Annotated in this window: 9 protein-coding genes and 1 pseudogene; 4 read left to right on the top strand and 6 right to left on the bottom strand. The window is 65.3% G+C overall.

Features of this window, described 5'->3' with window-relative positions; genetic code table 11:
- The 3 genes and pseudogenes from BMW87_RS21330 to BMW87_RS21320 all read left to right on the top strand — a co-directional run.
- Positions 1-2,410: Z1 domain-containing protein (locus tag BMW87_RS21330; RefSeq protein WP_143062605.1), on the top strand; the 2,410-nt coding region annotated here is incomplete at its 5' end.
- Positions 2,411-2,562: 152 nt separating this feature from the next.
- Positions 2,563-2,921: pseudogene (locus tag BMW87_RS21325) on the top strand (transposase); the annotation flags it as partial.
- A gap of 1,168 nt (positions 2,922-4,089) precedes the next feature.
- Positions 4,090-6,894, top strand: coding sequence for a hypothetical protein (locus BMW87_RS21320; RefSeq protein WP_093078488.1), 2,805 nt, complete (start codon positions 4,090-4,092; stop codon positions 6,892-6,894).
- 180 nt (positions 6,895-7,074) lie between these two features.
- Here the strand turns inward: BMW87_RS21320 and BMW87_RS21315 are convergent, their stop codons facing one another.
- The 6 genes from BMW87_RS21315 to BMW87_RS21290 are packed head-to-tail and all read right to left on the bottom strand — an operon-like array spanning position 7,075 to position 11,641.
- On the bottom strand, positions 7,075-7,821 hold the full coding sequence (locus BMW87_RS21315) for a lysophospholipid acyltransferase family protein (RefSeq protein ID WP_093078486.1): 747 nt from the start codon (positions 7,819-7,821) through the stop codon (positions 7,075-7,077).
- 23 nt (positions 7,822-7,844) lie between these two features.
- The gene (locus BMW87_RS21310; RefSeq protein WP_093078485.1) at positions 7,845-9,128 is read right to left on the bottom strand and encodes a dihydroorotase; all 1,284 of its coding nucleotides are present in this window, start codon (positions 9,126-9,128) and stop codon (positions 7,845-7,847) included.
- Complete coding sequence (locus tag BMW87_RS21305; protein WP_093056625.1) at positions 9,125-10,087, bottom strand: aspartate carbamoyltransferase catalytic subunit; 963 nt, start codon at positions 10,085-10,087, stop codon at positions 9,125-9,127. Before BMW87_RS21305 ends, BMW87_RS21310 begins: the two co-directional genes overlap by 4 nt.
- Positions 10,087-10,584 (bottom strand): bifunctional pyr operon transcriptional regulator/uracil phosphoribosyltransferase PyrR, encoded by a 498-nt coding sequence (gene pyrR, locus BMW87_RS21300; RefSeq protein ID WP_093056626.1) that lies wholly within the window; start codon positions 10,582-10,584, stop codon positions 10,087-10,089. Before pyrR ends, BMW87_RS21305 begins: the two co-directional genes overlap by 1 nt.
- Positions 10,581-11,030 (bottom strand): Holliday junction resolvase RuvX, encoded by a 450-nt coding sequence (ruvX, locus tag BMW87_RS21295; protein WP_093056775.1) that lies wholly within the window; start codon positions 11,028-11,030, stop codon positions 10,581-10,583. The genes pyrR and ruvX overlap by 4 nt, the downstream gene beginning before the upstream one ends.
- An 11-nt stretch (positions 11,031-11,041) precedes the next feature.
- Complete coding sequence (locus BMW87_RS21290; protein WP_093056627.1) at positions 11,042-11,641, bottom strand: YqgE/AlgH family protein; 600 nt, start codon at positions 11,639-11,641, stop codon at positions 11,042-11,044.
- On the opposite strand from BMW87_RS21290, the gene BMW87_RS21285 reads away from it, so the two are divergent.
- Positions 11,642-13,141, top strand: a complete 1,500-nt coding sequence (locus BMW87_RS21285; RefSeq protein ID WP_093078483.1) for a cryptochrome/photolyase family protein — start codon at positions 11,642-11,644, stop codon at positions 13,139-13,141.
- Positions 13,142-13,161: the final 20 nt, after the last annotated feature.

The following is a 13,161-nucleotide window of genomic DNA, read 5'->3' as shown; positions in this document are numbered from 1 at the left end:
CCGCTTAAAAAAACAGCAGGGTAGGCTGAACACCCGGGTCAAATCGAAAGCGGCACAACCTTCATTGGTGGGTCAAATTACGGCCGGCGCCAACACCTACTCTTCACGCGGCCTCGTGATGGGGTATGTTCAGAGCGGCAAGACCGCCAATTTCACCGGTGTCGTGGCACGCGCTGCAGATGCGGGCTATAGGCTCATCATCGTCCTGGCTGGTACCTGGAATATCTTGCGCAACCAAACCCAGCGACGGTTCGACAAGGAGCTGATAGGCAAGGAAATGCTTGCGAACGACGAAACCTATATGGAGAACCCGCCTCCGGATTGGGACGAGTTTCTCGAGCATGGTTTCATGCCAGTGGAACAGGGCCACTACGGCTGGCAGCGGCTTACCCGACCGAACATCGATTTCAAACGGCTCAAGGCCGCGATCGATAGCCTCGAATTTGATCGCCCCGTCAAGACCCAGCCAATCTACCACCCGGACAACCTGCACGCGATGCCAGTGAAGCTGCTCGTGGTGAAAAAAAACAGCCTCGTTCTCACAAATCTCGTAGGTGACCTCAAAAAACTCCAGGCGCGACTTTCAGATATTCCCGCGCTGATCATCGATGACGAGTCTGACCAGGCGGGCATCAATGTGATCGCTGCGAATGCCGGCGTCACAACCCGCCGGACTCCTACCAACCAGCGCATCGTTGACTTGCTGGGGCTTCTTCCGCGCGCCCAGTATGTTGGATACACCGCGACTCCCTATGCAAACGCGCTAGTCGATCCCGATGACGACAACATTTTTCCGAAGGACTTCATCGTGTCGCTCGACCGGCCGAGTGGATACATGGGTGTCTCGGATTTCTTCGATCCCGAGTCCGTATACAGCGATCTCGATCATGAAGACTTCTCACTGCCGGAAATCGCGCATATCCGACGGGTAGAGAGCCCTGCTGACGCCGATGATGAAGATCTGAAAAAGGCGCTGCGCAGTTATGTCCTGGCAGGAGCTGTAAAGCTCTTCCGGCACTCAAAGGATCCTGCACGGTATCCAGCGAGAGGGATCCGGCACCACACCATGCTGATTCACACATCCCACTCAAAGGGCAAGCATGCCGTTCTCGCTCATCGTGTGGATGCCCTATGGACACATTGCGCGTTTTCCTCTGCCAAAGGGCTGGGCGAATTGCGAACGTTGTGGGAAGAAGACTATGCCCGAGTGATCAAGGCACAGGCCAAGGAGCTTGTACCAAACGACTTCAAGGAGCTTAAGGATTTCCTTTCGGCCACGATCGAGCGCGTCGAGCGAGGCAGGAACATCCACATAGTAGTTAACAGCGACAATGCTGCCGCTCCTGATTTCAGCGAAACCGCCGTATGGAAGGTAATGATTGGTGGCAACAAGCTGTCACGCGGCTACACAGTGGAAGGGCTGACTGTGAGCTACTACCGCAGAGTAACCAATACATCCGATACGCTTATGCAGATGGGTCGATGGTTCGGTTTCCGGGCGGGTCATCAGGATCTGGTGCGCGTTTATCTTGGTGTGAAGGAAGGCAAGAGAGGTCAGACGGATCTGGTGGCTGACTTCAAGGAGGTATGCCGTCTGGAGGAGCGTTTTCGGGCAGAGATCAAGCGCTATGCGCGCATGCCCGGTCAGAAGCGGATCACGCCGCGCGATATCCCCCCGCTGGTCTCCGTAACGGGCAATTTGCCGCCCACGGCGGCCAACAAAATGCATCACGCCCGACTTGTGTCCAAGAACTTCGGCGGGCAGCGCTCAATGCCAACCCAGCTTTGCTCTAAGCCCGCAGGCGTCAAGGCGAATCAACACTCGCTCTCCACGCTGCTTGGCGCCGGAACTATTCTGGATCGCCAGGAACTAGGGGGAGCATGCAACAACGGCAAAACAATTCGTGCTGATGCTTGGCTTGCCGAGATTCCGAATAACGCCCTGATCGACTTTCTGGAAGCCTACCGTTGGCTGGAAAGCGAATACGAGTATCCCCAACGCCCGGCCGATATCACACTGCAGATTGAGTTTCTACAGCAACAGGCACATGGCATCGTCAGCTGGCTTGTCTTCGCCCCGCAACGCATAAAGTCCTTCGGCCGCCCCCTTGCCGTGCAGGGAGCTGCAAAGCTTGCCGTCAAGGAGCGCGCACGTATCGAGGGACGCGGCTTCCAGGTGATCGGCGAACCAGCACACCGGGTAGTAGCGGGCTATCTTGCCGGCCAGAGTCCACGGGAAGTTGAACTTACCAGCCCGAATGCTGCGACCACGGCGCTGCTCGATACGCAACGCGGCGTCATCCTGCTCTATCCAGTGCGCGAGGCGGAGAAGGCCGATGTGTCCGTTGGCTTCGAACTGGTGTACCCAGAGAATAGGCTCGACAACGGGTTGAGCTTCAGCGTCGGCTGATATTGATTGTTACGGTGCGCTGCGACTTGCATGTCCGATATCCATTCCGCGCAACCACCCTCAGCGGATCATTCAGGCCTCGGCTGACCTGCCCCCTTCTAGCCGTACCAGCGTAATGGCAGTGAAGTCCGTCAACTTGGAGAATGACGGACATGAGAAAGAGCAGATACACCGAGGAGCAGATCATCGGTTTCATCAAGCAAGCCGAGTCCGGCTTGCCGATCAAAGATCTGTGCCGCAAGGGCGGCTTCAGCGATGCGACCTTCTACAAATGGTGCGCCAAATACGGCGGGATGGACGTGCCCGATGCCAGGCGCCTGCGTGAGCTCGAAGCCGAGAACAACAAACTCAAGAAGCTGCTGGCCGAAGCGCACCTGGACATCCACGCGCTGAACACGGCCTTCGGGGTAAAGCGATAGCCCCGCAAGCCAAACGCGCGGCCGTCGCCATCATGATCGGGGAATGCGATCTGAGCGAACGACGCGCCTGCAGGCTTGTGGGGCTCTCCCGCGACAGCTACCGCAACCCACCCGAGGCCGATGCCATGACGCAAGAGCTCAGCAACAAGATCGTCGAGATCGCACATGCACGTCGGTAAGCGCTCAATAAACCACGCCCTGTTGGATTCCGCCGATCTCTGACCCATCAACACCACACCGCCCTCGAAAGGCTCTCAAAGGGCCTCTCCGTGGCTGCGGTGGCAAAGGAGGTTCGACACGAGCAGTCAGACCATCATGCGCCTGCGCGACAAAGCCCTGCAAATGCGCGTTTGAACGGGGCTCGCGCGGGCCTGTGGCCGTCGCTCGCGAAGTTTCTCATTCGCTCGCAATCAACCGCATCGCTGACCTGTTCGACGCCCTGTGCTGCGCAGTCTCTGGCAATGTTTCCGCTGGCGATTGCCAGAAAAGTTGCCAGAAGAACATAAAAAGCGGCCTCTTTGGGGAGGCCGCTTTCTATGTGCCCCTTGCTAACCTGTCGATTTGCAAGGGACTATGCCTGGTGGCTGGGGCTGGATCCCACCGCCCCCTCGCTAGCCAGCCGCTTCGGGCCGGGTCGGAAGGAGAATCAGGTACCAGCGTATTGCGCCTCTTGAAAAACCCAGCCGCGATCTGCTCGTGGCTGCGGCATGATCAAGTTTCTGCCCACGCTTGATGCGACACGCGCGTTCCTGACGCAGATCGGCGGTTCGAAATGAACGCCGAAGATCAGTACCGCTCAGCTTGATCTCGGAAGGCCCGTCGACCGCAGCGTCGACAAAATCGGCTCGAAGCGTCCTCATGCACGATGCATCCAAGCCATGCATTGAAATTTATCGGTACTTATGGCGGTATCTTTTTTCTTCCAGCCCAAAGAATCCAATATCCATACGGATTTTTGACATACCTGCGATTCCTGTCGAAGCACCAGCAAGCCCCCTGTTCAGATACCCGTTGCCGAAGCCTTCGGCGACTGCCGTTGCGCGAGCACTCGTTACGACCCCAGCGCGTAACAACGCTACGTAACAAGCGCCGAAGAGCGCTCAGCCAAGGGCTTTCGCCGATCTCCATCGCGGCACCGATTCGGCAAAAAATTCATATGAATCAATAGCTTGCACATTCGGCGCCTGCGCGCTCGAGGCATCGCGAGAATGCGGCACGCAAGTTGCCCCGTCAGTAAGTCCCACCACCGAGGAGACTGCCATGACGGATGCCAATGCATCGATTTCTTCGATCGCCGGAGGCGCCGACAACGGTGCTGCGCCGGTGGTCATCGCCCAGGCGACAGTGAAGCCGATTGCCCCCATGGGCACTACCGCCGCCGCAGTTCAGCCCGCGGCGCCGGCCGGCATCGGATCACTGTCGAACGCCACGCCCGGCACGGTCCTCATGCGCGACGGCGTCTCGATTCCCGTCGACGGCAGCCAGGCGCTGATGGCCGGCGACCGCGTGATCGTTCCGCAGGACGGCCACGCCAACGTTCTCTTTCCCGGATCGGCCACCAACAAGGCGCCGCTGTCCGGCGTCTTCACGGGCGGCACCGACGCCACCATCAGCACGACCAAGCTGGCCAGCGGCCTCGAGCAAGTGAATGTGGACGTGGCCTCGGGCGACCTGGAAGTGACTTCGCCCGACAGCGACGCGGAAGCCGCAGCGCTTGCGGTGAGCAAGAAGACCGCTGCCGGCAGCGGCATCGGGCTGGGTGAATTCGCGCTCGGCGCACTGGGTGCTGTCGCGCTCGGCGCCGCGCTGAGCGGTGGCGGCGGCAGCGACGGCGGCGCGGTTCCTTTCTTCGTTCCGGGCGTTGGCGACAGCGATGCCGACGCAGATGCGGATGCAGATGCCGACTCGGATGCGGACGGTGATGCCGACGCAGACGCAGACGCAGACGCAGACGCCGACGCCGACGCCGACGCCGATGCAGATGCAGATGCCGACGCGGATGCAGACGCAGACGCAGACGCAGACGCAGACGCCGATGCGGACGCTGACGCCGACCACTTGCTCGATCCAGGCGACAGCCTCGCCGGCCATCTGCTCGGCTCCCTGGACAACGTCCTCGGCCTCGGAGGTGGCAGCGCCGCCGCGGCCAGAAGCGTCGCCGCCAGTTCATCCGGCACATTGGCATCGCTGATGCCCGCGGCCGACGGCCTCACGGATCTGCTGGACGACGTGCTCTCGCCGATCGCGGGCAACGAGTTCAGGCCCGACGATCCGAACGCGTTCGATCCGCTGGACAACACCGTCGACAACCTGGCCGTCAACATCGGCGGCGTGCTCACCCCCGTGGTGGACGGGCTGCTGGGCGACGGCTTGACTGACGCGCTCGTCGGGTCGCTGATCGGCCAGGTCGACTACCTGACCGATGCGTTGAGCAACATCCTCGAAAACGTGCTCGGCAGCGAAGGCCTGCTCGGCGGCGTGACCACCGGCCTTGGCATCGACGGCCTCGTGGACGAACTGGTCGGCACCGACGGCGTGGTCGGGCAGGTGCTCGAAGGCCTGCTGGGCGACGGCAGCCTGCTGGGCAACGTGCTCGGCGAAGACGGTCTGCTCGGGCAACTGCTTGGCGATGACGGGCTCCTTGGCGGCCTGCTCGGCGGTGACGGCGGGCTGCTCGGTGGCGTCCTGGGTGATAACGGCCTGCTGGGCGGTCTGCTTGGCGGTGACGGTGGCTTGCTCGGTGGCGTGCTGGGCGACGACGGCCTGTTGGGCGGTTTGCTCGGCGGCGACGGCGGCCTGCTTGGCGGCGTGCTGGGTGACGACGGTCTGCTGGGTGGTCTGCTCGGCGGTGACGGTGGCTTGCTTGGTGGCGTGCTGGGTGACGACGGTCTGCTGGGTGGCCTGCTTGGCGGTGACGGTGGCTTGCTTGGCGGCGTGCTCGGCGGTGTTGACGGCCTCCTCGGCGACGATGGCCCGTTGGGCGGCGTGCTCGGCGGCGACGGCTCGCTCGCCGGCTTGCTGGGCAGCGAAGGCCTCACCGGCGGCCTGCTTGGCGAAGGCGGGCTGGTCGACAGCCTGCTCGGACCCGACGGCGTGGTCGGCGACCTGCTGAGCGAGACACCCCTGGCCGGTTTGCTCGGGGGAGATGGCGGCCTGCTCAGCGGCGTGCTGGGCGATAACGGCCTGCTGGGCGGCCTTCTCGGTGACGATGGGCTGCTGGGTGGCGTTCTGGCCGACGACGGCCTTCTCGGAGCCGAAGGCCCGCTCGGCAGCCTGCTGGGCGGTGACGGCGGCTTGCTCGGTGGCGTACTGGGTGACGGTGGTCTGTTGGGCGGTCTGCTCGGCGGTGATGGTGGTCTCCTCGGTGGCGTGCTGGGCGAAGGCGGTCTGCTGGGCGGCGTACTCGGCGGTGACGGCGGCCTGCTCGGTGGTGTCCTGGGCGACGACGGTCTGCTGGGTGGCGTGCTCGGCGGCGACGGCGGCCTGCTCGGTGGCGTCCTGGGTGACGACGGCTTGCTGGGCGGCGTACTCGGCGGCGACGGCGGCCTGCTCGGTGGCGTCCTGGGTGACGACGGCCTGCTGGGCGGCGTGCTCGGCGGCGACGGCGGCCTGCTCGGTGGCGGCAGCGGCAGTGGCAGCGGTGGCGGCCTGCTCGGTGGTGTTCTCGGCGAGGACGGCATCGTGGGCAACCTCCTGGGCAGCGACGGCCTGGTCGGCGGTCTGCTGGGCGCGGACGGTCTCGTCGGCAGTCTGCTCGGCGCGCTGGGCGGCGACGGCGCCGTGGCCAACGTCCTGCAGCCGGCGGGCGACGCAGTCGCTCCGGCAGTCGAGACCGTGGGCAGCACGGTCTCCCACGCCGCGGCTCCGGCAACGGACATCCTGGCAGGGGCCATGGGTGTCGTGGCGCCGGTGGTCGACACGGTGGCCAGCGTGGTCGAAGGCGCGGGCCACGCCGTCGGCTCGGGCCTGGCCGAAGTGGTGGCGCCGATCACCAGCCAGGTCGAGCAGACGGTGAACCACGTCGTGAGCCCGGTCACCAACATCCTGCACGGCCTGCTGGGCTGACTGTAGGCAAGCACCCACGCGCCCGGCCTGCCTTATCCCGCAGGCACAGGCCGCGCACACGGTCAAAGTGGAGGCTTGAAGGTCTTCGGCAGGCAGCATTTGCCGAAGGTCTCCCGGTTCCTCCTCACGGCGCATTCCTGCGTCGTTAAGCGCTCCCTCGAGGAGCGCTTTTTTTTGACTTCAGTGTGTTTCGCGGCGCAACTGCTGCACGTCTTCATGCAGCGACTGCGCCCAGGCGCGGCGCTCGCGGCCGTGCGGGTCCTGCGGCTCGCCGAAGCGCACGATGGCCAGCAGCGGCGGCGCGCGCAGCGTATTCCACAGCGAGGCGGCGAGGCTGTCGTCGTCGATGTAGCGCGGGGCCTGGCTGGTCTCGCCGGTGGCGGCATCGGCAAAGCGCAGCGCGGCGGGCAGCACCGGCGCGCCGGAAGAAATGGCCGCCTGCAGCAGGTTGGCGTGGAACGGCAGCAGGCCGCGGCCGTCGCTGGTCGTGCCTTCGGGGAACACGCCGATCAGGTCGCCGTTGCGCAGCGCCTCGGTCATGTGGTGCACCACGCGCAGTGCGTCGCGGCGGCGTTCGCGCTCGATGTAGAGCGTGCCGGAGCCGTTGGAAAGCGTGCCGATCAGCGGCCAGTTCTTGACGTCCGACTTCGACACGAAGCGCACATGGCGTGCCGCATGGAGGCAGGTGATGTCGAGCCACGAGAGGTGATTGCAAATGAGCAGCACCGGCCCCTCGGGCGGCGGCGTGCCCTGCACCTTCAGCGTGATGCCCATGATCTCGAGCATGCGCCTCGACCATGCCTGCACGCGCGCATTGCGCTCTGCCTGCTCGAGGCTGGGAAAGGTGAAGCGAATCGTCCACCAGCCGACCAGCGCATGCCCCACCGCGTGCAGCAGGCGCCAGCAGGCTTTCAACGAATGAACCATCGGGGCGTCGTTCTTTCTGTCTGTCAGCCGTGCACGACCCGGCCCGCCACCAGCGTGTGCCGTGCGCGGCCCTGCATCGGATAGCCGGCGAACGGCGTGTGCTTGCCCTGGCTCTTGAGCGCATCGGGCAGCACCTGCCATTCGAGCCCGGGGTCGGCAATGCACAGGTCGGCCACGCCGCCTTCCACCAGGCGGCCGATGCCGGTGCCCGCGTCTTCAGCGGCCAGCAGGCGCGCTGGTGCAGAGGTGATGACCTCGATGGCGCGTGCCACACCCGCGCCGCTGCGCTCGCCCCATTGCAGCGCGAGCGGCAGCAGCAGCTCGAGCCCGGTCGCGCCAGCTTCGCTTTCGGCGAAGGGCAGCGTCTTGGCGTCGGCCTCGACCGGCGTGTGGTCGGACACCAGCGCGTCGATGGTGCCGTCGGCCAGCGCGGCAGAAAGCGCCTCGCGGTCGCCTTGCTGGCGCAGCGGCGGGTTCAGGCGTGCACGGCTGTCGAAGTAGCCGATGTCGGTGTCGACCAGGTGCAGCGAGTTGATGCTGACGTCGCAGGTGAGCGGCAGGCCCTGCGCCTTGGCTTCGCGCACCAGCGCCACGCCGCGGGCGCTGGAGATGCGGCACAGGTGCACGCGTGCGCCGGTGGCCTTCATCAGCTCGAGGATGGTGAAGATGGCGATCGTCTCGGCCGACACGGGCACGCCCGCGAGGCCGAGCCGCGTGGCGAGCGGGCCGCTGGCCGCAACGCCCTTGCCGAGGTCGCGGTCCTGCGGACGCAGCCACACGGTGTAGCCGAAGGTGCTGGCGTACGACAGCGCGCGCTGCAGCACTTGCGTGTCGGCCAGCGGCACGTCGGCCTGGCTGAAGCCGATGCAGCCGGCCTCGGTGAGCTCGGCCATCTCGGTCAGCACGCCGCCGGCGAGGTTGCGCGTGAGCGCGCCGAGCGGAAACAGGCGAGCGCACTGCAGCTTCTCGGCGCGGAACTTGAGCATCTCGACCAGGCCGGGTTCGTCGAGCACGGGGTCGGTGTCGGGCGGGCACACGAGACTGGTGACGCCGCCCGCAATGGCCGCGGCCATTTCGCTTTCGAGCATGCCTTCGTGTTCGTAGCCGGGCTCGCGCAGGCGCGCGGCAAGGTCGACGAGGCCAGGGGCGACGATGCAGCCCGCGGCATCGATGGTGCGCTCGGCCTTGAAACCGGCGGGGATGCTGCCGATGCCGGCGATCTTGCCGTCGGCGATGGCGATGTCGGCCTTCTTGTCGATGCCCGATGCAGGGTCGACGACGCGGCCGTTGGTGATCAGTGTGTTCATGCTTCGTTACCTGCCACGATGCTCATGACGGCCATGCGAACCGCAATGCCGAAAGTGACCTGCGGGAGGATCACGCTCTGCTTGCCGTCGACCACGGCGGAGTCGATCTCCACGCCGCGGTTGATCGGGCCCGGGTGCATCACAATGGCGTCCGGCTTGGCGAGCTGCAGCTTCTCGGGCGTGAGGCCGAAGGTCTTGAAGAACTCCTGCGACGACGGCAGCAGCGCGCCGCTCATGCGCTCGTTCTGCAGGCGCAGCATGATGACGACGTCGCAGTCCTTGATGCCCTCTTCGAGCGTGTGGCACACGCGCACGCCCATGCCGGCCATGTCGCTCGGCACCAGCGTCTTCGGGCCCACCACGCGCACTTCGGCGCAGCCCAGCGTGGTGAGCGCATGGATGTCGGAGCGCGCCACGCGCGAGTGCAGCACGTCGCCGACGATGGCGACCGTGAGGTTCGAGAAGTCTTTCTTGTAGTGGCGGATCGTGTACATGTCGAGCAACCCCTGCGTCGGGTGCGCGTGGCGGCCGTCGCCGGCGTTCACCACGTGCACGTGCGGCGCCACGTGCTGCGCGATCAGGTACGGCGCGCCCGACTCGCTGTGGCGCACCACGAACAGGTCGGCGGCCATCGCGCTCAGGTTGGCGATGGTGTCGAGCAGCGATTCGCCCTTGGTGGCCGAGGAGCGCGCGATGTCGAGGTTGATGACGTCGGCCGAGAGGCGCTTGGCCGCGATCTCGAAGGTGGTGCGGGTGCGGGTGCTGTTCTCGAAGAACAGGTTGAACACGCTCTTGCCGCGCAGCAGAGGCACCTTCTTCACCTCGCGGTCGCTCACGCTCGTGAAGTTGGCGGCGGTGTCGAGGATGTGCGTGACGATGTCCTTGGGCAGGCCTTCGATCGACAGCAGGTGGATCAACTCGCCGTTCTTGTTGAGCTGCGGATTTCGCTTGTAGAGCATTACTTGCTTTCCTCCACCTTGAGGCTGAAGGCGCCGTCTGCGGCGCGGGCCAGGGCAAGCAGTTGGGTGTTCGGCAGCGTGAGCGTGGTGGCGGCGAAGTCGGCGGCCACGGGCAGTTCGCGTCCGCCCCGGTCCACCAGCACCGCGAGGCGCACGCTCGCGGGGCGACCGAAGTCGAACAGCTCGTTGAGCACCGCGCGGATTGTGCGGCCGGTGTAGAGCACGTCGTCGAGCAGCAGCACGTCGGTGCCGTTCACGTCGAAGGGCAGCACGGTCTGCGCGCTGGCCGAGAGGCCGCGGCGCGCGAAGTCATCGCGGTGCATGGCCGACGAGATGACGCCGGGGGCGCCGCTCAGGCCCAGGTCTTTCTGCAGGCGCTCGACCAGCCAGGCGCCGCCGGAGGTGATGCCGACCAGCCTGGTTTCAGGGCGCATCAGCGTCTTAACGCCGGCAAGCAGCTTGGTGTAGAGCGCTTCGGCATCGGGAATTGAACTCACGTGAGACTCCTCAAGAATTGCTCCAGGATGATGCAGGCCGAGGCAGCATCGGCATCGCGCGCGCCGGAGGCCAGCGCCTCGGTGGTGCTGTAGCGCTCGTCGACCTCGAACACCTGGAGGTTGAAACGGCCGCGCAGCTGGCGCGCGAACTTCTGCGCGCGGCGGGTGTTCTCGTGCGGGGCGCCGTCGGGGTGGTAGGGCACGCCGATCACCAGCGCGTCGGGCTGCCATTCCTTGATGCGCGCCTCGACCTGCGCGAAGCGGGCGTCGCCCTCGGCCTTGATGGTGGGCTGCGGGGTGGCCGTCTGCAGCAGCCGGTTGCCGCTGGCCACGCCCGTGCGCTTCAGGCCGAAATCGAAGGCCAGGAAGGTCTGGAAATGGGCTGGGACGGGAACGGCAGCAGCGGGAACGGAAGAAGAAGCAGTAGGAGCGGGAGCGTCTGGCATGGCGGCTGCGCTCATGCGTGTCCGGCGTCTGGCGACAATTTCCACGCTTCGAGGCCCAGCAGCAGCAACGCCCTGTCGTAGCGCTGCTCGATCGGGGTGTCGAAGATCACGGCCGGATCAGCGCCCACGGTGAGCCAGCTGTTCTCGGCCAGTTCCGATTCGAGCTGGCCTTCGCCCCAGGCCGCATAGCCCAGCGAAACCAGCACCTTGCGCGGGCCCGCGCCGGTGGCCAGGGCCTCCAGCACGTCCTTGGAGGTGGTCATTTCGAGCCCGCCGGGGATGGTCATGGTCGAGGCGTAGACCGATTCCTCGGGCTTCTCGGCCTGGGTGAAGACCGGCTCGTGCAGCACGAAGCCGCGTTCGGTCTGCACCGGGCCGCCCTGGAAGACGGGAGCTTCGCCCAGCTCGGGGCGCGCCAGGTGGAGCTCGATCTTCTCGAACAGCACCCTCAGGTTGATGTCGCTGGGTTTGTTGATTACCAGGCCGAGCGCACCGCGCTCGCTGTGTTCGCAGAGGTACACGACGCTGCGGTTGAAAGTTTTGTCTTCCATCCCGGGCATCGCTATCAAAAAGTGATGCGTAAGGTTCATCGGGGCAGAATCGGCGGCCATATGCCTCCGATTTTACTGGCCGTTGACAAGACCTATCCCAAAGGGCTCATGTGGTTCCGTCGGGACCTCCGGGTGGACGACAACGCAGCCCTGTATCGCGCGCTGCGGGCCTGCCGCCAGGTGGTCTGCGTTTTCGTGTTCGACAAGGCCATCCTCGACACCCTGCCCACGGTCGACCGCCGGGTCGAATTCATCCGCGAATCGCTGGTGGAGCTCGAGGCCGAGCTGCGCGCGCTGGGCGGCGGGCTGATCGTGCGGCATGCCGCGGCGGTGCAGGAAATTCCGGCGCTGGCGCGCGAGCTCGGCGTGCAGGCGGTATTTGCCAACCGCGACGACGAACCCGACGCGCTGGAGCGCGACGCCAAGGTGTTCGGCGCGCTGGCCAATGCCGGCGTGGCCTTCCACACCTACAAAGACTCCACCGTCTTCGACCGCGACGAGGTCATGACCAAGACCGACCAGCCTTACACGGTGTTCACGCCCTACAAGCGGGCCTGGCTGGCGAAGGTCGATGCGTTCTTCCTCAAGTCGTACCCGGTGCGCAGCCACGCCGACGCGCTGGCGCCCTCGCCACAGGCCTACGGGGAGCCGGTGCCGACGCTGCGGGAGATCGGCTTCGAGAAGAGCAACCTCTCGGCGCTGGAAATTCCCACGGGCACGCGCGGCGCGGGCCTGCTGTTCGAGGATTTCTTCGAGCGCATCGACCGCTACCACGAGGCGCGCGACTTTCCGGCGGTGCGGGGGCCCAGCTACATGGGCGTGCACCTGCGTTTCGGCACGGTGTCGATCCGGCAGATGGCCAGCCTGGCGCACCAGCTCTCGCTGCAGGGCAACGCCGGGGCGACGACCTGGCTGAGCGAGCTGATCTGGCGCGAGTTCTACTTCCAGATCCTGGTTCACTTTCCGCACGTGCACCGGGGCGGCGAGTCGAAGAGCTTCCGGCCCGAGTACGACAAGATCACCTGGCACCACGGCAAGCACGCCGACCAGCTGTTCGACGCCTGGTGCCAGGGCCGCACCGGCTACCCGCTGGTGGACGCGGCCATGCTGCAGATCAACCAGAGCGGCTACATGCACAACCGCCTGCGCATGGTGGTGGCGAGCTTCCTGTGCAAAGACCTGGGGCTGGACTGGCGGCGCGGCGAGGCCTACTTCGCGCTGCACCTGAACGACTTCGAGCTGGCCTCGAACAACGGCGGCTGGCAGTGGGCCAGTTCGAGCGGCTGCGACGCTCAGCCCTACTTCCGCATCTTCAACCCGGTGACGCAGAGCGAGCGCTTCGACCCCGAGGGCAAGTTCATCCGCCGCTACCTGCCGCAGCTGGCGGGGCTGTCGAATGCGGCGATCCATGCGCCGTGGATGGCGTCGCCGGTAGAGCTGGAGGCGGCGGGCATCAAGCTCGGCGAGACGTACCCGAAGCCGGTGGTGGACCATGCCGAGGCGCGCGAGAAGACGCTGCAGCGCTACGGAGTGGCGCGGGCGAAGGCGCTGCAGAAATAGAAAAAGAAAAGGGCCCGAAG

This window comes from Variovorax sp. OV084, assembly GCF_900111625.1.
Taxonomy (GTDB): Bacteria; Pseudomonadota; Gammaproteobacteria; order Burkholderiales; family Burkholderiaceae_C; genus Variovorax.
Note: the sequence above shows the minus strand (reverse complement) of the source record. Positions and strands in the feature narration are given on the sequence as shown.

What these genes read in the sequence shown, in the direction of transcription:
- BMW87_RS21285 (WP_093078483.1), top strand. Translation starts at nt 11,642, where the DNA reads ATGCCTCCGATTTTACTGGCCGTTGACAAGACCTATCCCAAAGGGCTC.
- BMW87_RS21315 (WP_093078486.1), bottom strand. Translation starts at nt 7,821, where the DNA reads ATGGTTCATTCGTTGAAAGCCTGCTGGCGCCTGCTGCACGCGGTGGGG.
- BMW87_RS21290 (WP_093056627.1), bottom strand. Translation starts at nt 11,641, where the DNA reads ATGGCCGCCGATTCTGCCCCGATGAACCTTACGCATCACTTTTTGATA.
- BMW87_RS21305 (WP_093056625.1), bottom strand. Translation starts at nt 10,087, where the DNA reads ATGCTCTACAAGCGAAATCCGCAGCTCAACAAGAACGGCGAGTTGATC.
- ruvX (WP_093056775.1), bottom strand. Translation starts at nt 11,030, where the DNA reads ATGCCAGACGCTCCCGCTCCTACTGCTTCTTCTTCCGTTCCCGCTGCT.
- BMW87_RS21310 (WP_093078485.1), bottom strand. Translation starts at nt 9,128, where the DNA reads ATGAACACACTGATCACCAACGGCCGCGTCGTCGACCCTGCATCGGGC.
- BMW87_RS21320 (WP_093078488.1), top strand. Translation starts at nt 4,090, where the DNA reads ATGACGGATGCCAATGCATCGATTTCTTCGATCGCCGGAGGCGCCGAC.